The sequence below is a fragment of the Enterobacter cloacae complex sp. 6730903 genome (assembly GCF_048283985.1).
Classification (GTDB): domain Bacteria; phylum Pseudomonadota; class Gammaproteobacteria; order Enterobacterales; family Enterobacteriaceae; genus Enterobacter; species Enterobacter hormaechei_C.
The window spans coordinates 23,878-46,684 of sequence record NZ_JBLVXX010000010.1; the positions used below are offsets into that span (position 1 = coordinate 23,878).

A 22,807-nucleotide genomic window follows, 5' to 3' on the forward strand; every position below is an offset into this window, starting at 1 on the left:
GCATCCCCCCCTCCCTTTGCCTCTACTGAGGAAGCCGGAGAAACAGTGTCCGTTCCTGAGTCTGCGATGCTTTGAAACCATGGTGGATATAAAACGCTTTGGCTTCCTCAGTGAGTGCATGAACCATAATCGCCCGCACCCCGATATTCTCAGCTACCCGATAACAGCGTAAAACCGCATCGTGGAGTAAATCGGCTCCCAACCCGTTTCCGCGTAACGAGACATCGACAGCCAGACGGGCAAGAATAATCACGGGAATGGGATCCGGCATGTTACGCCGCAGATTCCCTGTCGCTTGCGTATGGTTAACGCTGCCGGTAGCCAGAGAGTAAAATCCCGCGACCTGCTTCGTGCCCGTTTTACAAACGACAAACGTTCGGGCTGCGCCGAGCGCCTGGTTTTTCAGACCTCTTTGTTTTAGCCATTCGTCAAGCACGGCCTCTCCACTGACGAACTCTGCCAGTTGATGGGCGCTGGATAACGGCTCTGGTGCTGTTACACGTCCCACTGCGGTTTCCTTGCCAGCAGTTTTTCTATGGCAGGATCGTCCGCTACCGGGGCATCGAGCATGTCAATGAACTCGGCATACTGTTCATCGTTAAAATTGAATACACGCCGATCGAGGATCACATTCTCGGCTGCCTGACAGGCCATTTCCAGAATGAAGTCTGTACGTGATTTATGGAGGATCTCTGCGGCGGCATCGATAAGCGCCCGCTGGGATTCTTTGGCTCTGAGATTGAGTTGAACATCTGATTTCATGGGTATACCTCTTGTATAGCAATTGCTTTACAAGCATAGCATAAGTGGTGTGTATAGCAATCGCTATACAGAACCCTTAATCATGTCTGACCTCGCCACACCGCATATCGCAAGAATTTGCTCTCTCAGCCAGCGGTGACCAGGGTCGCGTTCCATTCTTGGGTGCCACATCTGCGATACCGTAATACGACGGCTTCTGAACGGCAGCTCGAAAACGTGTATCTGGTCCGTTACCTGCTGATTGAGTAAATAGAGCGCGGGTATCATGGCGATAAGATCTGATTCCAGCGCCACGGACAGTGCCGTCGGAAACCCCGGTACGACGCTGGCGATTTTACGTTTTGTCCCCAGTTCGGCCAGCGCATCGTCAACGGAACCGTGCAACGCGCCCTCGGGTGACGCTACCACATGGCCCCAGGCGACATAATCCTTCACGCTTATTTTTGCCTGCTTAGCCAGCGGGTGTCCCTTACGCACGACGCCCACAAACCGATCCTCAAACAGTCGTTGCAGCCGTATTTCAGGCCCCATATTGCTCTGGACGCCAATCTCCAGATCAACCAGCCCTTCCCGAAGATAGCGCGACGTTTTTTCCGGCTTAGGCGCAAAGCGTATACAAACGTCCGGCGCGGCGTCGGCCACAGCCGCTATAAGCGCAGGCCCAAACGCCACCACAAAACCATCGTTTGCCCTGATGGTAAAAAGACGCGCCAGACTTCGCGCGCTGAACGTTTCAGTTGAGGGCTGCAATACCGCCCTGGCCTCGTGCACTGCACGCCTGGCGCGATCCCGGGTCGCTTCGGCCCACGGGGTCAGTACCATGTTACGTCCGGCGCGCACCAGGATCGGGTCGCCTGTAACGTCGCGTAATCTGCTTAATGTCCGGCTCATGGCCGAGGTGCTGAGATTCAGCCGACGTGCCGCACCTGCGACACTCGCTTCGCTCAGTAATATGTCGAGTGCAATCAGTAAATTAAAATCAGGATCGGTCATAGCGCTCATTCCTGTACATTCAGATAAGGCGTTTCGTGCAACGATAAAGTGCAAATGGTGCGCCTTCCGCCCTGTAAAAGCCATCTTTATAGTTTTGTCATCCATACACGCTTCTCAGAGAACAACCTGATGACGCTCTTTTCCAGTCAACCCGGCGACGAAGGACTGCCCGGCCCGGCGCGCGCACGGGTGATGGCCGCAATAATGACCACCACCTTAATGGGCGTGTTTGATGGCACCATGATCAACATTGCCCTGCCCTCCATGGCTCAGGAGATGCAGGTACCTGCCAGTATTGCCGTCTGGTTCGCCAACGGGTATCTGCTGGCGGCTGCGATGACGCTGGCGATATTCGCGGCGCTTGCGGCCCGCCTGGGTTATCGCCCCGTATTTCTGGCAGGTCTGACGACCTTTACTCTGACATCGCTGGGTTGCGCGCTGGCGAATACATCCGAAGTGCTTATCGGTATGCGCGTGCTTCAGGGGATCGGCGGCGCGGCGACGCTGAGTATTGCCCCCGCAATCCTGCGGTCCATATTTCCCGGGCGATTGCTTGGCCGCATTCTGGGGTTGCACGCCCTGCTCATCGCCTCAAGCTCCGCTATTGGCCCGGTATTGGGCGGAACGATCCTTCACACCCTGAGCTGGCAATGGCTGTTTGCAATAAACGTTGTTCCCGGCACCCTCGCCTTAGTGCTGGCGTTTAAAGCGCTGCCGCGGGAGGCTGTTCGAAAGCAAGCGCCCTTCGACACTCCGGGCGCCGTATTGTCGGCGCTGCTGCTGGGTTCGACGATCATGGCGGCGAACAGCCTCCAGGAGGCTACTTATCACCTCGGTAGCCTTTGCTGGACAATGCTCGCTGCGCTGAGCGGCATGGCGTTTATCTGGCAGATCCGCCGCGCGGATAACCCCTTACTGCCGCCGATGATGTTTAAAAATGAACGTTTTACCCTCGCGGCCTTCACGTCGATGATTGCTTTTGTCAGCCAGGGGATCACCTTTGTTGCGCTGCCCTTCCTGTTTCAGAGCGAATACGGCTACAGTCCGGTGGTGTCTGCCCTGCTGTTTACGCCGTGGCCGTTAGGGATCGTACTGATTGCGCCGCATGCAGGCCGGTGGGCGGACACGATTTCAGCCCCGGCGATATCCACCCTGGGGCTGGTGATTTTTGTCGTGGGTTTGATCCTGCTGGCGACATTACCCGACCGCCCTTCAGTGTGGGATATCTGCCTGCGGAGCCTGGTGTGCGGAATGGGGTTTGGCTGCTTCCAGAGTCCCAATAACCGTGAAATGCTCTCCAACGTTATTCGTGAGCATGCGAGCTATGCATCCGGTGTTTTATCTATTATGCGCACGTTCGGGCAGTGCCTAGGAGCCGCCGCCGTGACCGTTCTGCTGGCCGCAGATGAAAGGTCAATTCATGTTGCGCTGTGGGTCGCCGCCGCGGCTTCTGCGGTAGCGGTCGTCGTCAGCGCAAGCCGGTTGCGTAAAATCACTCATCCTGCGGAAACAGGATGAGCGCGAAAATATAACTAAGCGCTACTCCAGTGCCAGCAGCGCAAAACTCGCCAGCCAGTGGCCGCCGCTGTAGTGGCTGCCGACAACATGTTCCACGCTTGCCGAGAGATGACGCGCAACGGCATCCTGTAGCGCCTGCTGCGCCGGGTGGTTTTCCGGCAAGGCGCGGGCAATGTGCTTCATACACCACGCGCGGCTGAGGTTAAGCCCGTCCAGGTGTGCGATTTTCGGGTCGGTGCGGTCGCTTACCTCAGCCGGGTTCATCAGCGCTGAAACGGCACCCACTTCAGGCAGAAACGCATCGAACCAGGCCGGGAAATTCTCTACCACCTTACTCATCAGTAACGCCTCGGTCAGCGCCCCGGAGATATACTCGTCGCCGCCCGGCTCGTAATGCGCCGGATATTGCGTGTCCGTATGATAAAAGCGTGTCGCCGCGTCCAGGATCGCCTGTTCAAGCCCGTCATCCGTCACCGCCCGGGCATAATCCAGCCCAAGCGCGAGCGCAAACGCCGTGTTGTAATGCGTTCCGACGCGGATGGGATAGGTGAGCTTGCTGAGATAATCCACCAGCCGCTGGCGAATATCCCGCGTTAACGGTTGCAGCGTCTGGTACCAGCGCTCCGCCTGCGGCAGTGACGACTGTTTCAGCTCCTGCGCCAGCGCCAGCAGCCAGCCGTAGCCATAAGGCCGCTCAAACGACGCGCGGAACGGCGCGGTAAAATAGGCCAGCTCCTTCGCCACCTTCTCGTCGGTCAGGTGTTCTTCGAACAGAGTGATGATCTCTTCCCGGCACGGCAGTTCGGGCCAGAGACGCAGACAGCGCAGCAGCAGCCAGTAGCCGTGCACCGCAGAGTGCCAGTCAAAACAGCCGTAAAAGATCGGGTGAAGCTCGCGAGGCGGCAGAACGTCGCCGTCATCGTTGAGCAGATGCATAATGTGGTTCGGGTATTCCTGACGTAAATAGGTCAACGGCATTCTGGCGAAGGCGTCAGCCTGATGTTGGGTTAATTCCATTGCAGCTCCTTAGCGAAACACGAGGAAATACATTAAGAACACGTTCACCACCAGCAGGGTTAACGCGGTCGGGATCTGGATCTTGATAACCTGATATTTGTCTTTTAGCTCCAGCAGCGCGGCGGGCACAATGTTGAAGTTGGCAGCCATCGGCGTCATCAGCGTGCCGCAATAGCCAGCGTACATACCGATAGCCAGCAGCGGCGCCGGGTTACCGTGATGGACGTTAATCAGGAATGGCAGAGCGATACCGGCGCTTAACACCGGGAAGGCTGCGAAGGCGTTACCCATGATCATGGTAAACAGCGCCATCCCCACGCAGTAAATGACCACCAGCATGAAACGGCTGTCCGGGTTCACAAACAGGCTGACCACCTTTTGTACCGATTCGCCGGTATTCGCCACCACAAACACGCCGCCGAGCATGGCGAGCATCTGCGGCAGGATCACCGCCCAGCCAATGGTATCGACCAGACGACGCGACTGACGCACCGCATGCAGCGGCGTACCTTTTGTTAGCCACCAGCCGGTAAGGATAGCCGCCACGCAGGCCACGCACAGCGCCGCCAGCGTAAGCTGTTTCTGGTCGAGCAGATAAACGCCGCCAATCGACACGCCTTTCAGAAACAGCGTCCCGATAACCGTTACCACGGGGATCATCAGTGCCGGTAAAAACAGCCAGTTTTTCAGCCGGTTCGACGAGGCAACACGCTCCTCCTCGGTGGACATTTTATAGTGCCCCTTCCCGACCAGCCCGAAACCGGCCAGCAGCGCAATCACGATAACGGCGCCGCCAATAATGCGATACGCCAGCGACTTACCCAGCTCCTGCACCATCAGATCGCCAAACAGGAAGATCCCGCCGAACAGAAACCAGAACAGCGCGGTGGTATAGCGTTTCGGGTTAGCGCGATCGCGAAGGGTCATCACAACCAGCAGCATCACGACGAAGCCGATCAGGTAGTACACGCGGTTAATGGTGATGAGGGTCATCATGGCGCGATCTCCTGCGTACCCTGCTCTGCTTTCCAGGCCATCACGTCGCGACGAATGCTGGCATCGAGGCGCAGCAGACGCGTCATATGGATAATCAGTGCCGCAATAGCGGTCGGAATGGCCCACAGGCCGATATGCAGCGGTTCGATCCCCTCGATCCCGTTCTCTTTCAGGAACGCATCAATCAGCAGTACCGCACCAAAGGCGATAAAGATATCTTCCCCAAAGAAAACCGCGATATTGTCGCACGCGGCGGCATGGGCTTTGATTTTGTCGCGGATAGTCTGCGGCAGTTCGCCGTATTCATTCAGGGCCGCCCCTTCCGCCATCGGCGCCAGCAGCGGACGCACTGTTTGCGCGTGGCCGCCAAGGGACATCAGGCCCAGCGCAGCCGTCCCTTCGCGGGCAACAAAGTAGAGCATCAGGATACGCGCCGAGGTGGCGCTGGCGATCTTCGCGACCCAGGCCTGGGCGCGCTCTTTCAGCCCGTAATACTCCAGCAGGCCAATCACCGGCAGGATCAGAATGAAGGTGGCAAGCGATCGGCTATTCACGAACTTTTCGCCAAAGGTTTCCAGCAGCATACCGAAATCCATGCCAACCAGCAGGCCCGTCGCCAGCCCCGCCACCACGACAACCAGCAGCGGGTTGAAACGCAGTGCAAAACCAATAACCACCACCGGAATCCCGATAAGTGGCAACAGTGTAGAACTGTCCATAAACGTTACCCTATCCAAAGTGAGCGTTGCGCGCCGACGGCTATTTTTTATACTTCGCAGCAGAGCGAAGCCGGTGCATTACGGCGCGCGATGTTGTGTTTTGCGTCAGGCTCCACAGAACCTGCACTAAAAAGCTATATCTGAACGTCAAAAACATGTAAACAATTTATCAATAAAATGTTCTTATTTTATCGACGGGTTTACATTTCGGGGGAAGGATCGTTATGACAGTAAACAAAAAGACGACGGCGTTAAACCACGACGATATTGCGGACGGGCGAATCGTCTCCTCCCGTCATCTCGTCTCAGAGCGGTGTGCTGAATTATCAGAGCTGGAATATGCGCTGATCATGACCAGCAATGCGTTTAACAAATGGATGGTGCGCTGCATGACCGCAGCGGGTGAACCGGATATGGGGGCCTTTGACGTTTCGCTTCTGCACCACGTAAATCACCGCAACCGTAAGAAAAAGCTGGCCGACATCTGCTTTGTGCTGAACGTGGAAGATACCCACGTGGTGACGTATGCGCTGAAAAAGCTGGTCAAGGCGGGATATGTCACCAGCGAGAAAGCCGGAAAAGAGCTTTTTTTCTCCACTACGGAGGAGGGAAAAGCGCTGTGCATGAAGTACCGGGAGGTGCGGGAGGCCTGCCTGATCAACATTCATGCGGAAAGCGGCATTCCGGGCGCGTCGATTGGCGAGACCGCGCAGTTACTCCGCGCGATCTCCTCCCTGTATGATACCGCCGCACGCGCGGCGGCCTCGCTTTAAGGACGGCGGAAAAGCGACATGCTCCGCCCGGCCAGTTCATAATCGACGGATTCCGTGATGATTTCCCCTGTGGGGGCATCATCCGCCGTCGAAAGCTCCAGCACCCAACCCCCTTCGCCAAACTGCGGGATCTGGAATGGCACCGTGCCTTCAAACGGGTTAAACAGCATCAGCACGTCGTGCCAGACGCCCTCTTCCTGCTCAAGATCGGGACGGCTGATGGCAAGACCAAGGGTGGAACCCTCGTCCCATTGTTCCGACTGCTGCGGTCCGCCACCGGCGTTAAACCAGCGGATCTCCAGCCCGTCGCGCCAGTTCTCACGTCGCAGCAGCGGCTGCGTCGCGCGCAGGGCAATCAACCGACGGGTAAAGTCGCGCAGCTTCTCGTCGTTTTCAGTGAGTCCTTCCCAGTTTACCCAGGAGATCTCGCTGTCCTGACAATAGCCGTTATTATTGCCCTTTTGCGTCCGGCCAAACTCATCGCCTGCCAGCAGCATCGGCGTACCGTGCGAGAAGAAGAGCGTGGTGAGGAAGTTGCGCTTTTGCCGCTCGCGGGTGGCGATGATATCCGGGTTCTCCGTCGGCCCCTCTTCGCCGTAGTTATACGACCGGTTATCGTTATGTCCGTCGTTATTATCTTCCCCGTTATCGGCGTTATGTTTCTCGTTGTACGACACCAGGTCGTTCAGCGTGAAGCCGTCATGCGCGGTAATAAAATTGACGCTGGCCCACGGACGACGCCCGCGCAGATCGTACAAATCACCGGACCCTAACAGACGGGCGGCAAAATCGTTAGAGACGTTATCCCCCTTCCAGTATTCACGTACCGTATCGCGGTATTTGTCGTTCCACTCACCCCAGCCTGGCGGGAAGCCCCCCACCTGATACCCGCCGGGGCCGATATCCCATGGCTCACCGATGAGCTTCAGCTTCGACAGCACCGGATCCTGAGTCACGGCATCGAAGAAGCCGCCGCGCGGATCGAACCCCTCCGGCTCACGTCCGAGAATGGTCCCGAGGTCAAAGCGGAAACCGTCAATCTGCATCGATTCCGCCCAGTAACGCAGGGAGTCCATGACCATCTGCAATACGCGCGGGTGTGAAGTATTAACGGTGTTCCCGGTGCCGGTGTCGTTGATGTAATACCGGTGCTGATCCGGCATGGTGCGGTAATAGCAGAAGTTATCAATTCCCTTAAACGACAGGGTTGGCCCCAGTTCGTTGCCCTCTGCCGTGTGGTTATAGACCACGTCGAGGATCACCTCGATGCCCGCGTCATGATAGGCACGCACCATGTCGCGGAAACCCTGGATCCCCGCCGGGCCGTAATAGCGGGACGCTGGCGCAAAGAAACCGAGCGAGTTATAGCCCCAGAAGTTTTTCAGACCGCGATCGAGCAGGTGCTGATCGTCAGGGAACCAGTGAACCGGCAGCAGCTCGACCGAGGTAATCCCGAGGCTTTTGATGTACTCCACCGACGCTTTATGCCCCATCCCCTCAAACGTACCGCGCAGTTCAGGCGGAATAGCCGGGTTAAGCTGGGTAAAACCTTTGACGTGGCTCTCATAGACCACGGTATGCGGCCACGGGATATCGGGTCGGCGGGAGTCTTGCCAGTCAACGGCATTGGGGTCGATGACCTTACATTTGGGCGTAAACGGCGCGCTGTCTCGCGTATCAAAGCTGAGATCCAGCTCATCGTGTCCCAGCTCATAGCCGAAGTGGGCATCGTTCCACTCAATGTCACCCACCAGTTCACGGGCATAGGGGTCAATAAGCAGCTTATTGGGATTGAACCGGTGTCCGTTCTCCGGATCGTAAGGGCCATACACACGGTAACCATACAGCGCACCCGGTTTTAGATCCGGCACATAGCCGTGCCAGACCTCATGGGTATATTCCGGCAGTTCCAGGCGGGCTATTTCTGTTTTTCCCGAAGGATCAAACAGACACAGCTCCACCCGCTCCGCGTGGGCGGAAAACAGGGCGAAGTTCACCCCTTTCCCGTCATAATTTGCGCCCAACTGCTGGCCATGACCGGCCCGAATTTCAAACGTTGTATCCTTTGGCATTTTTGTTCTCCTCGATTAGTCGCAGGTAAGCAGAACCAACAAACATCCCTTTTCAGACGTTAAATCCAGCGTCTCTGACAGAAGGCGACGCTCACCGGTAAACAGATCCCGGTAGTGCTTCCCGGCCAGCTCCTGGGGTATGGCCACGGTAGTATTGGCCCACAGCATCGCATTGTCGGTGACGTCAAACACCAGACGCGGCACGGCGACGATCAGCGCCTCGTCATCTTTTATGCGGGCATAAACAATCAGATTCTCCTCCCGCTCACCGGTCACCTTCAGCGGCAGCCAGTCGCCGTAGCGGAAAAGCGCGGGGTAATGTGGCCGCAGCCGTAACAGCGTGGCGGTGACGTACTGCTTCACGCTGCCGTATCGCCAGCATTGCGCATCGTTAAAGAGTGCTGCATCCGCCGTGCTGAGGTTTTTCGCCAGCGCGGTGAAATCCGGTTCGCGGCGGTTATCCGGGTCGACCAGGCTGAAGTTAAGCCCTTCGCTGCCCTGGTAGATGTCCGGTACGCCTGGCGCAGTCAGCTTGATCACCGTCTGGCTCAGGCTGTTCATTAATCCCGCCCGAATAAACGGCTGGAGTGCGGCACTGAAATCACGCAGGAACAGGGTGTTATCCGGGGAGAGCAGATGGCGCACGTAGTCCAGCACCACGCTCTCGTACCCTTCGTTGCTGTCGATCCAGTCGGTACGCTGCTTGGCCTCGCGCAGGGCTTTCTCAATAAAGCCGAGGAAACGCTCTTCCAGTGACTTAAGGCCATCACGATCGTCAGGCGACAGCGTGGCTGGCCAGACGCCCGCCAGCGCCTGGAAGATCATCCAGGTGTCGGCGGCGTTCGGCGCGGTACCGTCGTTGAGGAATCGGACCTGCGTCTGGTTCATCTGCCGCCAGCGCGCCAGGTTTTCCCCCCACAGATCTGGCGCTTCCGTCAGCGTATACAGACGCGCTCGCGCATCCTCGCCGCGTTTGGTGTCGTGGGTGGAGGTTCCCAGCAGCGCATCGGGCTGGCGGGCAAGACGAATACGCATCTCCTGATGAAAACGGGAAAGTGAAAACGCGCGCGGTGTCGGGTCGGCGCCGACTTCGTTCAGGGCCAGCTCCAGGTTATGGCGGAAGAACAGCGTATCCTCTACCGATTTCGCCATCAGCGGCCCGGTCAGTTGCTGAAAACGGGTGCGGAAAAGCGAGGCCAGCGCGTGGTCATCCTCCGGCAGATCGCCGGTAAGAATGCGCACGATCAGGCTGAGCGCGGGTTCAGAGGTGTCGACGCTAGCGACCACGCGACTGAGCAGCGCCACATCCGGTGGCGTCAGCCCCTCTCCGGTGCCGTAGGTGCGATACACCGGAAACGCGATAAGCAACTCGCGCAGGGCATGGCGGATATCCTCATGCTCTACTTCGACGCCGTTATGCCCGGCCAGCTCGCTGGCTATTTTGAGCAGCGTGGTAAATTCACCTTCAAAATTACGATCGGTCATCAGCCCTTTGGCTTTGCGAAGTTCCGCCTGCCTGTCCACGGCCGTACCCAGCGTCTCGTCGTAGAGCGTTTCCAGCCGCGAGAGGTTGGTATCATCCACCAGCACTTCCGCCAGCGAGGCGATGAACTCATAGCCCGTGGTCCCCGAGACCGGCCACTCCGGAGGAAGCTGTTCCCCTTTGGCGAGGATCTTCTCTACCGTGATGTAGCAATCCGGCCCGGTCGCCGCCCGCAGGCGCTGCAAATAGCCCAGCGGATCGGCAAGCCCGTCCACATGGTCAATGCGCAGGCCGTCGACTACCCCGGCGTGGACAAGCTCAAGGATCAGGCGGTGCGTGTCTGCAAAGACCGCCTCATCCTCTACCCGCACGCCGACCAGCCCGGTGATTTCAAAGAAGCGCCGCCATGAAAGCTGTTTTGGCGCTTCCCGCCAGGACATCAGCCGCCAGCTTTGCGCCTCGTGGATCTCAGCGATGCTCTTGCCTTCGTCATACGTGCCGGGATTAAGCGGATAGGCGGTATCATAGTAAACCAGCGCTGCGCTGTTGGTGACACTGTCACGTTTTAAGGTGATAGCCCCCCGCTCCAGCTCGGCTTCAAAGGTGTCGCCAAGAAACGGCAACGTCAGCGGTCGGGACCAGTCGATATCAAAATACGCCGCATAGCGGCTCTGCCTGCCATGTTCGATAACATCGCGCCACCAGCGGTTTTCCAGCGAGGTCGACATATGGTTAGGAACGATATCCAGAATCAGCCCCATCCCCGCCTGTTTAAGCGCTGCTGCCATGCGGTCAAACCCTTCCCGCCCGCCAATCGCCGGGTCGATTTCGTTGGGGTCGGTCACGTCATAGCCGTGGGTGGAATCCGTGGTTGCGGTGAAAACAGGCGACGCGTAAAGATGGCTGATTCCAAGGTCTTTCATATACGGAATCAGGTCCACCACGCGATCGAAGGTCATGCCGTTGCGAAACTGAATTCGGTAAGTAGAGGAAGGGATCATAGCGCTGCTTCTCCATCAGCAAAGCGAACAACAATGCTGTTCGGCGGCAGGTTATCGACTGCCTCCGGCCAGCTAAAGATCGTTTTTCCGGGCAGGTCCGGTAAGGCGAGCGGCTTTTTGCCGATATTCAGCGCCAGCGACAGCGTGCCGGACGGAAAACGCCAGTTCACGGCAACCATGCCGAGCGCCGTTTGCAGGACGTTACCCTCCATGGCGCCCCGCTGTTTCAGTAACGGGACGATAAAGCGCTGACGCAGCGCAATCAGTTCGCGCGTCACGTGCAGCCACGCCCTGCCTTCCTCCGTGTCTGCCTTGTTCCAGTCAAGCTTCGACTGCATAAAGGTATTGACGTCATTGGGGTCCGGTACGGTTTCATCGTGCCCGGCATGGCCGGTAAACTCTTTCGCGCGCCCTTCCCGCACGGCTTTCGCCAGGTCGCCGTGGAAGTCGGTGAAAAAGAGGAACGGATGCGTTTCGCCATACTCCTCGCCCATAAACAGCAGCGGAATATGGGGCGACAGGAGCAGCGCAGCGAACAGCACGCGCGTTTTATCCGCGCCTGCCAAAGAGATAAGCCTCTCCCCCTGGGCACGGTTGCCGACCTGGTCGTGGTTCTGGATAAAATCGACAAAAAACTGAGGAGGTTGCTCACGACACTCTACCCCGCGCGATTTCCCGGTCTGAAGCGAGATTTCCCCCTGGTAGACAAAGCCCTCTGCCAGCGACCGCGCCAGTTTTTTCTCCGGCTCAAAGGCAAAATCCTGATAGTAGGCGTGTGATTCCCCCGTCGCGAAGACATGCGCGGCGTTGTGAAAATCATCATTCCATTCGGCGGTGAAAAGCGGCGTCTGACCATGTTCATCGCGCGGATGCAGAAAAATCACGTTGCGACTGTCTTCGGTGGTCAGATGGATATGCCGATCCGGAAATGCGTCGCGGATCCGTTGCGCTATCTCGGGAAGAATATGGGTCTCAGCGTCGTCATGGATCTGGTCGATGGCGTCGAAGCGCAGACCGTCAAGATGATACTCCGAGAGCCAGAATAACGGCGCCTCAGCGATGTATTGCCGGACGGCCTCAACCTCATAGGCAATACCGTTGCCCCACGGGGTCATACGATCCTGATGGAAAAACGCCGGTGAGAGCAACGGCAGGTAGTTCCCTTCCGGGCCAAAGTGGTTGAGTACGATATCCAGCACCACGGAAAGCCCGAGCGCGTGGGCGGCATCGATGAAGGCATGAAAATCATCCGGTGTGCCATAAGCCGAGTGCGGGGCATACAGCAGCACGCCGTCATACCCCCATCCGCGCGCGCCCCCGAACTGGGACACGGGCATCACTTCCAGTTGCGTAATACCCAGTTCGGCCAGATAAGGCAGTTTGTCGATGGCCGCCCTGAAGGTTCCTTCCCCGGTGAAGGTGCCGATATGCAGCTCGTAGATCACCGTCTCTTCCCACGGTCGTCCTTGCCATTCCCGCTGAGTGGGCAGGCTGCGACGCGGGTCAATCACCACCGACGGGCCGTTGACGTCAGACTGCTGCGCGCGCGAGGCCGGGTCCGGCACCGCCATTCCATCCTGTAAAACAAACTGATACGTCGTACCGTGCCTGACGCCGGGCACGTCAATCTGAAACCAGCCGTCGCCCACCGCCGCCATGGGAATGTCGGTATCGGTTAAACGCAACGTGAGATCTTTTTGCCCTTCTGCCCAGACGCGAAAACGTACAACGTCATCGGAAATAAACTCAGCACCCCAGTGCCTGCGACATGTTCTGAATTCCATTCATTGTCCTCGAATGACCACATTCTACGCGGAACGAAATACAAGCTTAGACCAGGATCTACAGAGTGTTATGCCAGCAGGGTATGCCGCTTCGTCTATTATCTATTTATAACTCTCATTTAAGGAATACTATGCATATTCGAAAAGGATTAAGTACCGACCTCGCCCGTCTTGAATGTTGTGATTTTTCTTTCACGGTTGATGAGATTGCCAGAGAGCCATTTCTTAATGGTGATTTGCATATCGAGGCGCTGACCGAACCTTATCTAAAAACCTATGAACTTGATCTCCAGACGCTGGAAAATCATTGCGTTAATCCGGATTCCATATTTCTTATCGCCGAAACGGATGAGGGTGAAATCGCCGGTTTTATTACCGCGTCCTGCAACTGGAATAAATTTATTTCGGTGGATTACATTGCCGTGGAGCGTACAAAACGCCGTACGGGCGCTGCGCACAAGCTGATGTCCGCCACCCACGTCTGGGCGCGAAGCCTCAATGCGCCCGGGTTACGGCTGGAGACGCAAAACGTTAATGTTTCTGCCTGTCTGTTCTATCGTCACTATGGGTTTATTCTGGGCGGTTACGATCGCTATCTTTACAACGCCCTGCCGGAAAAAGATGAGGTCGCCCTTTTCTGGTATTACATGCTGGCTTGAGAAAATATTTTATATCCGCTACCGGAAGATAGATTTGTCTGAATTTGTCAATTTTGCCCGCTTACGTTTAATTAACGACTAATCTTGGAATTCACTATTAAGGAGGCCGGTATGTCTACAGGAAATAATCACACGCTGCATTACCCTCGTCCACCGTTTGCTGAACAACCGCAAAGGGCTCCCGGGCTGGCATCGGAAATGAAGCCAATACCGGATCATGGTGAAACAAGTTATATCGGGTCTGGAAAACTGGCAGGAAAAAAAGCGCTGATTACCGGCGGTGATTCCGGAATTGGTCGCGCGGTAGCGATCGCCTATGCCCGTGAAGGTGCAGATGTCGCTATTGGCTATCTGCCGGAAGAGGAGTCCGATGCGGCATCGGTCATAGCGCTGATTCAGGCTGAAGGCCGTAAGGCGGTCGCCATTCCGGGCGACATTCGCGTTGAGTCGTTCTGCGATACGCTGGTGGAAAAAGCCGTCGCGGAACTGGGTGGCCTGGATATCCTGGTGAACAATGCCGGACGCCAGCAGTACTGCGAATCGATCGACGATCTCACCACGGCAGATTTTGACGCGACGTTTAAAACCAACGTCTATGCCCCCTTCTGGATCACCAAAGCTGCGCTGCGCCATTTGCAGGAAGGCGCCGTGATCATCAACACCACTTCCGTTCAGGCGTTTAAACCGAGCGCGATCCTGGTGGACTATGCGCAGACCAAAGCCTGTAACGTGGCCTTTACCAAGTCTCTGGCCCAGCAGCTGGGACCGCGTGGCATTCGGGTGAATGCCGTCGCGCCAGGTCCATACTGGACGCCTCTTCAGTCCAGCGGCGGTCAGCCGCAGTCCAAAGTTCAGAAGTTCGGGGAAGATACGCCCCTGGGCAGACCGGGCCAGCCGGTTGAAATCGCACCGCTGTATGTGCTGTTTGCCTCCGATACCTGCTCATACGCCTCCGGGCAAGTGTGGTGCTCTGACGGCGGCACCGGCGTGCTGTAAAGCATCCTCTCAGACCTATCCATTTCATGGATAGGTCACATTCACTCCTCTGCTGTTCTCAAAAATCTCAGTTGAACTATGATGAACTTACTATTGAGGAGCCCATCATGTTTACTGTGAAAAAACTTGCGATATCAACCCTGTTTACCGGTTCGGTTTTGTTCTTTCCCGCGATCCACGCGGTGGCCAGCGTTCCACAGCATGTGGTGAAACAGCAGGCTGGCGGCTACAGCGTTCAGGTTGGCGATACGATTGTCACCGCCTTTACGGACGGCAGCGTACCGCAGGATCTGCACGCCTTACTGCGCCGGACGACGGCGGAAAATACCGATGCGTTACTGGCTAAAAACTTCCAGGCCAATCCGGTGGAAGCGTCGATTAACGCATTCTATATCGCCATCCCCGGCCACAAAATTCTGGTGGATACCGGTTCCGGTCAGCTCTTTGGCCCCGGCAAAGGCGGGCGGCTGATTGAGAGCCTGGCGACGCAGGGCATTAAACCGCAGGATATTACCGATATCCTGATCACCCATGCGCACTCCGATCACGCTGGCGGCCTGGTTAAAGACGGTCAGCGCGTGTTTACCCGCGCGCAGGTGTATGTCGGCAAACCGGATATCGATTTCTTCTTTAACGACGAGAACCAGAAAAAGTCTGGCTATGACCAGAACTACTTCGACGTCGCGCACAAGACCTTAAAGCCCTATCTTGACGCCGGAAAAGTGAAGACTTTCTCCGGGACGGAACAGCTTCTGCCGGGCATCAGCGGTACGGTTCACCCGGGCCACACCCCAGGGTCCGCGTTCTACACGCTTGAGAGCAAAGGTGAAAAAATTACCTTTGTCGGCGACATCATTCACGTTGCCGCGGTTCAGTTCCCGCAGCCCAACGTGACGATTGCTTACGATGAGGATCAGGACGGCGCCGCCCGGGTACGCAACGCAGCTTTCGCTGAGTTTGTGAAAAACAAGGATCTGATTGCGGCGCCACATCTGCCTTTCCCCGGGATCGGCTATGTGACGAAAGGTGAGCGGGAAGGCTACGCGTGGGTTCCGGTGACCTATACCAACCGTGAAGCAAAATAAGATGTCCCCCTCCGATATGGATATGGACCTGATCCTGACGCTGGATGCGTTACTCAGGGACCAGAATATCACCCATGCGGCCGCGCGGCTGGGCATCAGCCAGCCGGCGATGTCTGCCCGCCTTGCGCGCCTGCGCGTCCTGTTCGGTGAGCCGCTGTTTGTCCCTTCCCCACACGGACGTGGGGTGTTACCGACGCCGCGCGCCGAGGCGTTAAGGCCGCAGGTCGCGACGGTTTTGCAGGGGATATCGGCGATGCTTGAACCCACCACGTTCAACGCGCAGAACAGCAACCGCACCTTGGTGATTGCCCTGCACGAAAACCCGGCGCTGATGCTGGGGGCAGAGTTGCAAAATCAGATTAGCGCTGCGGCACCAGGCATCCGTCTGCGTTTTGCGCTTCCCGAAACCCCGCTGCTGCCAGCGCAGATGGAAAATGGCGATGTGGATATTTATGTCGGCATTAACGCGGTAGCGCACGATGCATGGGTCAGACGTAAGCTGTTTGACGATGAATATGCCACCGCCCAGCGTAAAGGCCATCCACGCGGTACGGGGCCGATGGATCTGGAAAGCTATTGTAGCCTTTCCCATCTGGTGGTTTCATCCGAGGGCGACCCGTTCGCAGGCTTTGTCGATCAGCATCTGGCGGGGCTTGGCCACCAGCGTAACGTGGTGATGTCGACGCAAAGCTATGCGATGGCGCCTGCGATTGTTGCCGGTACCGATTTGCTCTGCACCCTACCCAGACGCATGTTGCTACGTTTCACGCAAACGCTTGATATTTTTCCGCCGCCGCTGGATCTGCCGCCGATCGTCATCGGTATGTACTGGCACCCGAAAAACAGCCAGGATCCGGCTAACCGCTGGCTGCGAGAACAACTTCTTCAGGCCGCCGGACGTCAGGTATGATCGAGGATGCTCATCAATTTTTTCAGCACCTCAGAGCGAATAATCCGGTGGCAAACCAGCGTCAGCTCACTCTCCCGGAGTCGGTCAAGAATATCCACAAAGACGACGTTTTGTACGCATATCGCCTTCGCTGAGGCGGGCAGCATGGCGATGCCAAACCCTGCCGAGACGAGGCTTATCACCGTGGGGACATCGGTGGCATTTTGCACAACGTCAGGCTGTATGCCCGCGCTGTGGCAGGCATCATAGAAATATTGTTCCAGTCCCATCCCCTCCGGGTCGCGCAGGGCGATCCACTTCTCCTCTTTCACCGACGCAAGCGTCAGCGCGGCGGAGCCCGCCAGGCTGTGTTGACGAGGTAAGGCCAGCACGGCTTTTTCCGTTGTGAAAGGACGGCTTTGCAGATCGTCAGGCAATAGCGGTAACGGGGCACGAATAATGGCCACATCCAGCTGGTTGCTTTGCACGCCGGTATAAAGGGTTTGCACGTTTCCCGTCATCATGGAAAGGCTGATGGCTGGCCATTTCTCATGTAAAAGCCGCAGCGCGGCGGGCAGCTTACTGTCGAATATCGCACTTGAAACACATCCGAGATTCAGCACGCCCTGTTCCCCTCTGGCCGTCTGTCTGGCATCCAGAATCGCCTGATCGGTCATTAAAATCGCGACTCTGGCTTTACTGAGAAATGCCTCACCGGCTGGCGTCAGCGTCAGGCGACGATTCGCCCGGCTAAAGAGCATTACCCCCAGACGATCTTCCAGCGTTTTTATCTGCTGGCTCAGCGCGGGCTGCGCCATGTTAAGGCGCTCCGCCGCACGATGCATGTGAAGCTCTTCCGCCACCACGATAAAATTGCGCATCAGTCGAAACTGCATACTGTGCCTTCACTATTGATAATAAAATTCATATTAAAATAGCATAAATGATGCAATTGATAGCCCTCTTCGTCCGGTTAAGAATGGAAGCATTCATCCGAGGGGAAAAATATGGAAAACCACATCAACGATCTCAGAAGTGCTATCGAACTGCTCAAACGCCATGAAGGTCAATACCTTGAAACCACCCATCCGGTCGATCCTGACGCGGAGCTGGCAGGTGTGTACCGGCACATTGGTGCTGGCGGCACGGTAAAACGTCCGACGCGCATCGGCCCGGCGATGATGTTTAACGCTATAAAGGGGTATCCCGACTCCCGTATTCTGGTCGGAATGCACGCCAGCCGCGAGCGGGCGGCGCTCCTGTTGGGCTGCGAGCCCTCTGAACTGGCAAAACACGTCGGCCAGGCCGTGAAAAACCCGATTGCTCCCGTTGTGGTTCCGGCGGCCCAGGCGCCGTGTCAGGAACAGGTGTTTTATGCCGACGATCCGGACTTCGATCTGCGTAAATTGCTTCCGGCACCGACCAACACGCCGATAGATGCCGGTCCGTTCTTCTGTCTGGGGCTGGTGCTGGCAAGCGATCCGGAAGATGCCTCCCTGACCGATGTCACTATTCACCGTCTCTGCGTTCAGGAGCGCGATGAACTCTCCATGTTCCTTGCCGCGGGTCGCCATATAGAGGTGTTCCGGAAGAAGGCCGAGGAGGCGGGCAAGCCGTTGCCGGTCACGATCAATATGGGTCTCGATCCCGCTATCTATATTGGCGCCTGTTTCGAAGCCCCTACCACGCCCTTCGGCTACAACGAGCTGGGTGTCGCCGGTGCGTTACGTCAGGCACCCGTCGAGCTGGTGCAGGGTGTGGCCGTAAATGAAAAAGCGATTGCGCGTGCGGAAATTATCATCGAAGGCGAACTGCTGCCGGGCGTGCGCGTAGAAGAAGATCAGCATACCCACACCGGGCACGCGATGCCGGAATTTCCCGGCTACTGCGGGGAGGCTAACCCCTCCTTACCGGTAATCAAAGTGAAGGCCGTCACGATGCGTCATCAGGCGATCCTGCAAACTCTGGTGGGACCGGGCGAAGAGCACACCACGCTGGCCGGTTTACCAACGGAGGCCAGCATCCGGAATACGGTGGAAGAAGCCATCCCCGGTTTTCTGCAAAACGTCTATGCGCATACCGCCGGGGGCGGCAAATTCCTTGGCGTATTGCAGGTGAAAAAGCGCCAGCCCTCTGACGAAGGGCGTCAGGGTCAGGCGGCACTCATTGCGTTAGCCACCTATTCCGAGCTTAAAAACATTATTCTCGTCGACGAAGATGTGGATATTTTCGACAGCGACGACATCCTGTGGGCGATGACCACCCGTATGCAGGGCGATGTCAGCATCACCCATCTGCCGGGGATCCGCGGACACCAGCTCGATCCGTCTCAGGCGCCGGACTACAGCCCCTCCATTCGTGGCAACGGGATCACCTGCAAAACGATTTTCGACTGTACGGTGCCCTGGGCGCTGAAGTCCCGCTTTGAGCGTGCGCCCTTTATGGAGGTAGACCCGACGCCGTGGGCGCCTGAACTGTTTAAAAAATAGCGTTAACTTGAAAATCTTCTTCACCCTTCACGGGTGAAGAACCTCACGCTGAAATTGCCGCGTCCCCTGCTTTCTTGTAACCTTTGAGCGTTTATCACATCCCCATAAAAAATGAGACTACCGGTCGCCTATGACAGCACATATTTCCAACGATCCTTTGCATGGCGTAACCCTCGAAATGCAGGTTAACGCGCTGGTTGCGCGATATGGCTGGAATGAACTGGGCAACCGAATCAAAATCAACTGTTTTCGCAAGGACCCGAGCGTTAAATCGAGTCTGAAGTTCCTGCGCCGCACCCCATGGGCGCGGGCGGAAGTTGAAGCCCTCTACCTCGACTCTCTTCACGATGACGGTAACGGGGAACAGGACGAACCGGCGTTTAATCCTTGGACGGATAGCCGGACACCCAGGAGCTAACACGCAAATGATGCGACACGTAAAACGGACTGGCGCGCTGCTTGGCTGCGCGCTTTTACTGGTAAGTTGCACTTCCAAACCACCCAAATCACTCGTTACCCCGCTGCCGCAGGCGAAACCTGTACAGCAGACCAACGAACCCATGCGCGGGATCTGGCTGGCGACCGTCTCCCGTCTCGACTGGCCTCCCGTGTCATCGGTGAATGGCCGTAGCGCGGACCAGCGTATCGCCCAGCAACAGAAGGCGCTGACGGACAAACTCGATAAGCTGAAAAATCTTGGGATCAACACCGTCTTCTTTCAGGTAAAACCGGACAGTACGGCGCTGTGGGCCTCTAAAATACTGCCGTGGTCAGATACCCTGACGGGGACTATCGGGGAAGATCCCGGTTACGATCCGCTCCAGTTTATGCTGGATGAAGCGCACAAGCGCGGGATGAAGGTTCATGCCTGGTTTAACCCGTACCGCGTTTCCACCAACACGAAACCGTCGACCATCGCCGCGCTTAACCGCACCTCGTCGCTTCATCCTTCCAGCGTGTACGTCCAGCATCCGGAGTGGATCCGCACCTCGGGGGATCGTTTTGTTCTCGACCCGGGCATTCCCGAGGTGCGGGACTGGATAACCCAGGTGGTGATGGAAGTGGTGAATCACTACCCTGTCGATGGCGTTCAGTTCGATGACTATTTTTACACCGAGACGCCGGGCTCCCCCCTGAATGATGCCTGGATCTTCAGGCGCTATGGCGAAGGATTTGCGTCAAAAGCGGACTGGCGTCGACACAATACGCAGCAGTTGATTGTGCAGGTCTCCAGGGCGATCAAGCAGGCTAAACCTGATGTCGAATTTGGCGTTAGCCCGGCGGGGGTCTGGCGCAATCGCTCCTTCGACCCGGCAGGCTCGGACACGCGCGGCGCCGCAGCCTACGATGAGTCCTACGCTGACACGCGCAAATGGGTACAGCAGGGTTTACTGGATTACATTGCGCCGCAGATCTACTGGCCCTTCGCCCGCGACGCGGCACGTTACGATGTGCTGACAAAATGGTGGGCTGACGTGGTGAAACCGACCCACACCCGCCTGTATATCGGGATCGCGTTCTACAAAGTGGGCGCGCCTTCCAGAAACGAACCGGACTGGACGGTGAACGGCGGCGTACCGGAGCTGAAAAAACAGCTCGACCTCAACGATTCACTGCCAGACGTTAAGGGCACCATCCTGTTCCGTGAAGACTATCTTAACCAGCCTCAGACGCAGGAGGCAGTTAATTACCTCCGGGGACGCTGGGGTAGTTGACTGAAAAAAGGCAGAAACGTCCTGTTTCTGCCTTTCTTTTTACGGCTTCGGCCCGAACATCGCCTCAAGCTGTTTTGCGTCTGGCATACCCACGACCTGTTGCAGTTCGTTTTGCTCATTCAGGTAATAAATAGCCGGTGTGGCATTCGCGCCGAGACTGTCCATGAGCGTCTGGTGATTTTGCAGGATCTCAACGGTTTCCCGGGACGCCGCTCCTTCAGGTTTCGGCAGCTTTTTACCGCCGGACAGCTCGTACGCTTTCCAGGCCGACACCGGATCTTTCGCATTCAGGATCGCGGAGGCGTTACGCCCGCTGTTCGGGTTAAGAAACGCAACCAGCAGCGTGTTGAGCTGAACCTTCCCGGCCTTCACCCACGGCTGCGCTTCAGCCCAGAACTGCTTGCAGTACGGGCAGAACGGGTCGGCAAAGACGAAGACTTTACGCGGGGCACTCTCCGCGCCCTCCTTCAGCGGATGCGCGGCATTGAGCTTTTTCCACATCTCGCGGCCCATCGGGGCGTAGATCTCTTTCTGGAAAAAGGCTTCGCTGAGGTTGGTTCCCTTCTCATCATAAAGATAACCAGACACGACGTGCTTTCCGTCAGGGGTCAGAAAGAGCGTCACGCCCATGTCCTGATATTTCCCCAGCCACGCTGGCGCGCCGCCGGGGGCGTCAATTTTCTTGATGATTTTGATGTCCTGCTGTTCACTGAAGTGCTTCACCACATCCGGAAGCGTCTCCTCTGCCCTGACCAGCCCTGAAGCCATCAGAGCAGAGAGTAACAGCACCTTTTTATTTGCTAACCGTTGAAGCATAACGACCCCTCTAAAATATTGTTTTTCAGAGTGGTCGAAGTTTATTGCCCTGTCAACGCTTCATAAATATCCTTGAGGCGACTACGCAAAAATCGCACGGCTTTGTGTTTGCGGGATAATAACGCCTGCACACTGTCGCCTGTTTCCTCTGCCAGCACCTTCATGCTGTAGCCCTCAAATTCCGTTTTTTCAAACACCTCGCGCTGAGGTGGCGGCAGTTCCGACAGGGCTTGCCCCAACTCTTCCCATAGCAGCATGTTGAGATACTCTTCCTCCGGCGTTTGCGGTACGCCGAATAACGTTTCTGCAATCTCCTGCTCCGGAAAGTCCTCGTCATCTGCTGTCAGGTACCCCGGCAGTGAAACCTCGTGCTTTTTTCGCGCCCGGTCGATCATCTCATTTCGTGCGGCGCGAAACAGCCAGGCGGCGACGTTCTCGACCGGTTGTTCCACTTTCATCAACTGCCAGGTCACTTCCTGAAGAATATCATCGACATCATCACGAACCGCAGTCCTTCCGCGAATGAAAGCTTTTAGCCGCGTGCGGCAGGCATTGAGTGCCGAGATCAGTAATGATTCCCCCGCCTCACCGGCTTTCATATCGCTCACTCGGCTTCCGGCGCTTTCGCACCGTTATCATCTCGCTTTTCATCCCGGCCATCGTGCCACCGGCAATGACCATGGCGCCCAAATCCCGCCCGACGCTGCTGAATGAAGGCCTCACGTTGTTCGGGGCTCATATTCATCCATTGTTCGTGCATACGGCGGTGCGCACCGAACATACCGGGACGGAAACCCAGCCCACCGAAAAGAATGCGGCTCAGCAGCAGGATCCCCAGCGCCTGCCAGAAGCCAATGGCTTTAACCCCCAGGATGGCCGGGAGCAACGCGTTCCACAGGGACATGACCAGCAGGCCAAGCACCACGAACAGGACTGCGCCAATCACGATGCCCTTACCCATACGATGGCGGCCCAAACCACGCCCGTGACCTTTTCCGTGCATATCAAAATTTCTCATGTGTGCCTCGTTTATGTTGAAT

Annotated in this window: 22 protein-coding genes; 9 read left to right on the plus strand and 13 right to left on the minus strand. The window is 56.8% G+C overall.

What is annotated here, in order from left to right:
* Nucleotides 1-22 precede the first annotated feature (22 nt).
* The 3 genes from ACNQ0W_RS07320 to ACNQ0W_RS07330 all read right to left on the minus strand — a co-directional run bounded on the left by ACNQ0W_RS07320 (nt 23) and on the right by ACNQ0W_RS07330 (nt 1,755).
* The gene (locus ACNQ0W_RS07320; RefSeq protein WP_045329830.1) at nt 23-508 is read right to left on the minus strand and encodes a GNAT family N-acetyltransferase; all 486 of its coding nucleotides are present in this window, start codon (nt 506-508) and stop codon (nt 23-25) included.
* A complete protein-coding gene (locus ACNQ0W_RS07325) occupies nt 496-762 on the minus strand; it encodes a DUF1778 domain-containing protein (RefSeq protein WP_003857131.1) in 267 nt (88 codons plus the stop codon). Before ACNQ0W_RS07325 ends, ACNQ0W_RS07320 begins: the two co-directional genes overlap by 13 nt.
* 63 nt (nt 763-825) lie before the next feature.
* The gene (locus tag ACNQ0W_RS07330) at nt 826-1,755 is read right to left on the minus strand and encodes a LysR family transcriptional regulator (protein ID WP_062933035.1); all 930 of its coding nucleotides are present in this window, start codon (nt 1,753-1,755) and stop codon (nt 826-828) included.
* A gap of 129 nt (nt 1,756-1,884) precedes the next feature.
* Here ACNQ0W_RS07330 and ACNQ0W_RS07335 point away from each other — a divergent pair, with 129 nt between their 5' ends.
* Nucleotides 1,885-3,273 (plus strand): MFS transporter, encoded by a 1,389-nt coding sequence (locus ACNQ0W_RS07335; protein ID WP_062933061.1) that lies wholly within the window; start codon nt 1,885-1,887, stop codon nt 3,271-3,273.
* A gap of 21 nt (nt 3,274-3,294) precedes the next feature.
* Here ACNQ0W_RS07335 and ACNQ0W_RS07340 read toward each other — a convergent pair whose 3' ends face one another.
* Genes ACNQ0W_RS07340 through ACNQ0W_RS07350 form a run of 3 tightly spaced genes read right to left on the minus strand, consistent with a single transcriptional unit; the run spans nt 3,295 to nt 6,005 of the window.
* Nucleotides 3,295-4,290 carry a DUF2891 domain-containing protein gene (locus ACNQ0W_RS07340; protein ID WP_015570513.1) on the minus strand — a complete coding sequence of 332 codons (996 nt, stop codon included), beginning with the start codon at nt 4,288-4,290 and terminating at the stop codon, nt 3,295-3,297.
* A gap of 9 nt (nt 4,291-4,299) precedes the next feature.
* Nucleotides 4,300-5,286, minus strand: a complete 987-nt coding sequence (locus ACNQ0W_RS07345) for a DUF979 domain-containing protein (protein WP_017382341.1) — start codon at nt 5,284-5,286, stop codon at nt 4,300-4,302.
* Entirely contained in the window at nt 5,283-6,005 is a 723-nt protein-coding gene (locus tag ACNQ0W_RS07350) for a DUF969 domain-containing protein (RefSeq protein WP_003857121.1), read from the minus strand. Before ACNQ0W_RS07350 ends, ACNQ0W_RS07345 begins: the two co-directional genes overlap by 4 nt.
* Nucleotides 6,006-6,229: 224 nt before the next feature.
* On the opposite strand from ACNQ0W_RS07350, the gene ACNQ0W_RS07355 reads away from it, so the two are divergent.
* Nucleotides 6,230-6,778: a winged helix DNA-binding protein gene (locus ACNQ0W_RS07355; protein WP_017382340.1), complete on the plus strand. Its 549-nt coding sequence runs from the start codon at nt 6,230-6,232 to the stop codon at nt 6,776-6,778.
* Here ACNQ0W_RS07355 and glgX read toward each other — a convergent pair.
* From glgX to treZ, 3 genes are read right to left on the minus strand one after another with little or no spacing between them, the layout of a single operon-like run.
* On the minus strand, nt 6,775-8,850 hold the full coding sequence (gene glgX, locus ACNQ0W_RS07360) for a glycogen debranching protein GlgX (RefSeq protein WP_047717502.1): 2,076 nt from the start codon (nt 8,848-8,850) through the stop codon (nt 6,775-6,777). The genes ACNQ0W_RS07355 and glgX overlap by 4 nt on opposite strands.
* A gap of 15 nt (nt 8,851-8,865) precedes the next feature.
* The gene (gene treY / locus ACNQ0W_RS07365) at nt 8,866-11,334 is read right to left on the minus strand and encodes a malto-oligosyltrehalose synthase (RefSeq protein ID WP_417933178.1); all 2,469 of its coding nucleotides are present in this window, start codon (nt 11,332-11,334) and stop codon (nt 8,866-8,868) included.
* Entirely contained in the window at nt 11,331-13,118 is a 1,788-nt protein-coding gene (gene treZ / locus ACNQ0W_RS07370; protein WP_062933033.1) for a malto-oligosyltrehalose trehalohydrolase, read from the minus strand. Before treZ ends, treY begins: the two co-directional genes overlap by 4 nt.
* Before the next feature lie 131 nt (nt 13,119-13,249).
* Between treZ and ACNQ0W_RS07375 the strand changes: the two genes are divergently transcribed.
* The 4 genes from ACNQ0W_RS07375 (at nt 13,250) to ACNQ0W_RS07390 (ending at nt 16,768) form a co-directional block, all read left to right on the plus strand.
* Nucleotides 13,250-13,777 (plus strand): GNAT family N-acetyltransferase, encoded by a 528-nt coding sequence (locus tag ACNQ0W_RS07375; RefSeq protein WP_062933032.1) that lies wholly within the window; start codon nt 13,250-13,252, stop codon nt 13,775-13,777.
* Between the two features lie 111 nt (nt 13,778-13,888).
* Nucleotides 13,889-14,773: an SDR family oxidoreductase gene (locus ACNQ0W_RS07380; RefSeq protein ID WP_022651207.1), complete on the plus strand. Its 885-nt coding sequence runs from the start codon at nt 13,889-13,891 to the stop codon at nt 14,771-14,773.
* A 107-nt stretch (nt 14,774-14,880) separates the two neighbouring features.
* Entirely contained in the window at nt 14,881-15,858 is a 978-nt protein-coding gene (locus tag ACNQ0W_RS07385; protein ID WP_062933031.1) for an MBL fold metallo-hydrolase, read from the plus strand.
* A 1-nt stretch (nt 15,859) separates the two neighbouring features.
* Nucleotides 15,860-16,768: a LysR family transcriptional regulator gene (locus ACNQ0W_RS07390; RefSeq protein ID WP_062933030.1), complete on the plus strand. Its 909-nt coding sequence runs from the start codon at nt 15,860-15,862 to the stop codon at nt 16,766-16,768.
* Here ACNQ0W_RS07390 and ACNQ0W_RS07395 read toward each other — a convergent pair.
* Complete coding sequence (locus tag ACNQ0W_RS07395) at nt 16,759-17,643, minus strand: LysR substrate-binding domain-containing protein (protein ID WP_003857101.1); 885 nt, start codon at nt 17,641-17,643, stop codon at nt 16,759-16,761. The two genes, ACNQ0W_RS07390 and ACNQ0W_RS07395, sit on opposite strands and share 10 nt — an antisense overlap.
* Before the next feature lie 111 nt (nt 17,644-17,754).
* Here ACNQ0W_RS07395 and ACNQ0W_RS07400 point away from each other — a divergent pair, with 111 nt between their 5' ends.
* From ACNQ0W_RS07400 to ACNQ0W_RS07410, 3 genes are all read left to right on the plus strand, one after another.
* Nucleotides 17,755-19,236 carry a UbiD family decarboxylase gene (locus ACNQ0W_RS07400; protein WP_062933029.1) on the plus strand — a complete coding sequence of 494 codons (1,482 nt, stop codon included), beginning with the start codon at nt 17,755-17,757 and terminating at the stop codon, nt 19,234-19,236.
* 130 nt (nt 19,237-19,366) lie between these two features.
* Nucleotides 19,367-19,654, plus strand: coding sequence for a VF530 family DNA-binding protein (locus ACNQ0W_RS07405; RefSeq protein ID WP_000123965.1), 288 nt, complete (start codon nt 19,367-19,369; stop codon nt 19,652-19,654).
* A 7-nt stretch (nt 19,655-19,661) separates the two neighbouring features.
* Entirely contained in the window at nt 19,662-20,951 is a 1,290-nt protein-coding gene (locus tag ACNQ0W_RS07410) for a glycoside hydrolase family 10 protein (RefSeq protein WP_062933028.1), read from the plus strand.
* Between the two features lie 39 nt (nt 20,952-20,990).
* Here the strand turns inward: ACNQ0W_RS07410 and dsbG are convergent, their stop codons facing one another.
* From dsbG to ACNQ0W_RS07425, 3 genes are read right to left on the minus strand one after another with little or no spacing between them, the layout of a single operon-like run.
* The gene (dsbG, locus tag ACNQ0W_RS07415; RefSeq protein WP_074135708.1) at nt 20,991-21,767 is read right to left on the minus strand and encodes a thiol:disulfide interchange protein DsbG; all 777 of its coding nucleotides are present in this window, start codon (nt 21,765-21,767) and stop codon (nt 20,991-20,993) included.
* Between the two features lie 41 nt (nt 21,768-21,808).
* Nucleotides 21,809-22,366, minus strand: a complete 558-nt coding sequence (locus ACNQ0W_RS07420; protein ID WP_022651213.1) for an RNA polymerase sigma factor — start codon at nt 22,364-22,366, stop codon at nt 21,809-21,811.
* 5 nt (nt 22,367-22,371) lie between these two features.
* Nucleotides 22,372-22,785 carry a hypothetical protein gene (locus tag ACNQ0W_RS07425; RefSeq protein WP_015570500.1) on the minus strand — a complete coding sequence of 138 codons (414 nt, stop codon included), beginning with the start codon at nt 22,783-22,785 and terminating at the stop codon, nt 22,372-22,374.
* Nucleotides 22,786-22,807: the final 22 nt, after the last annotated feature.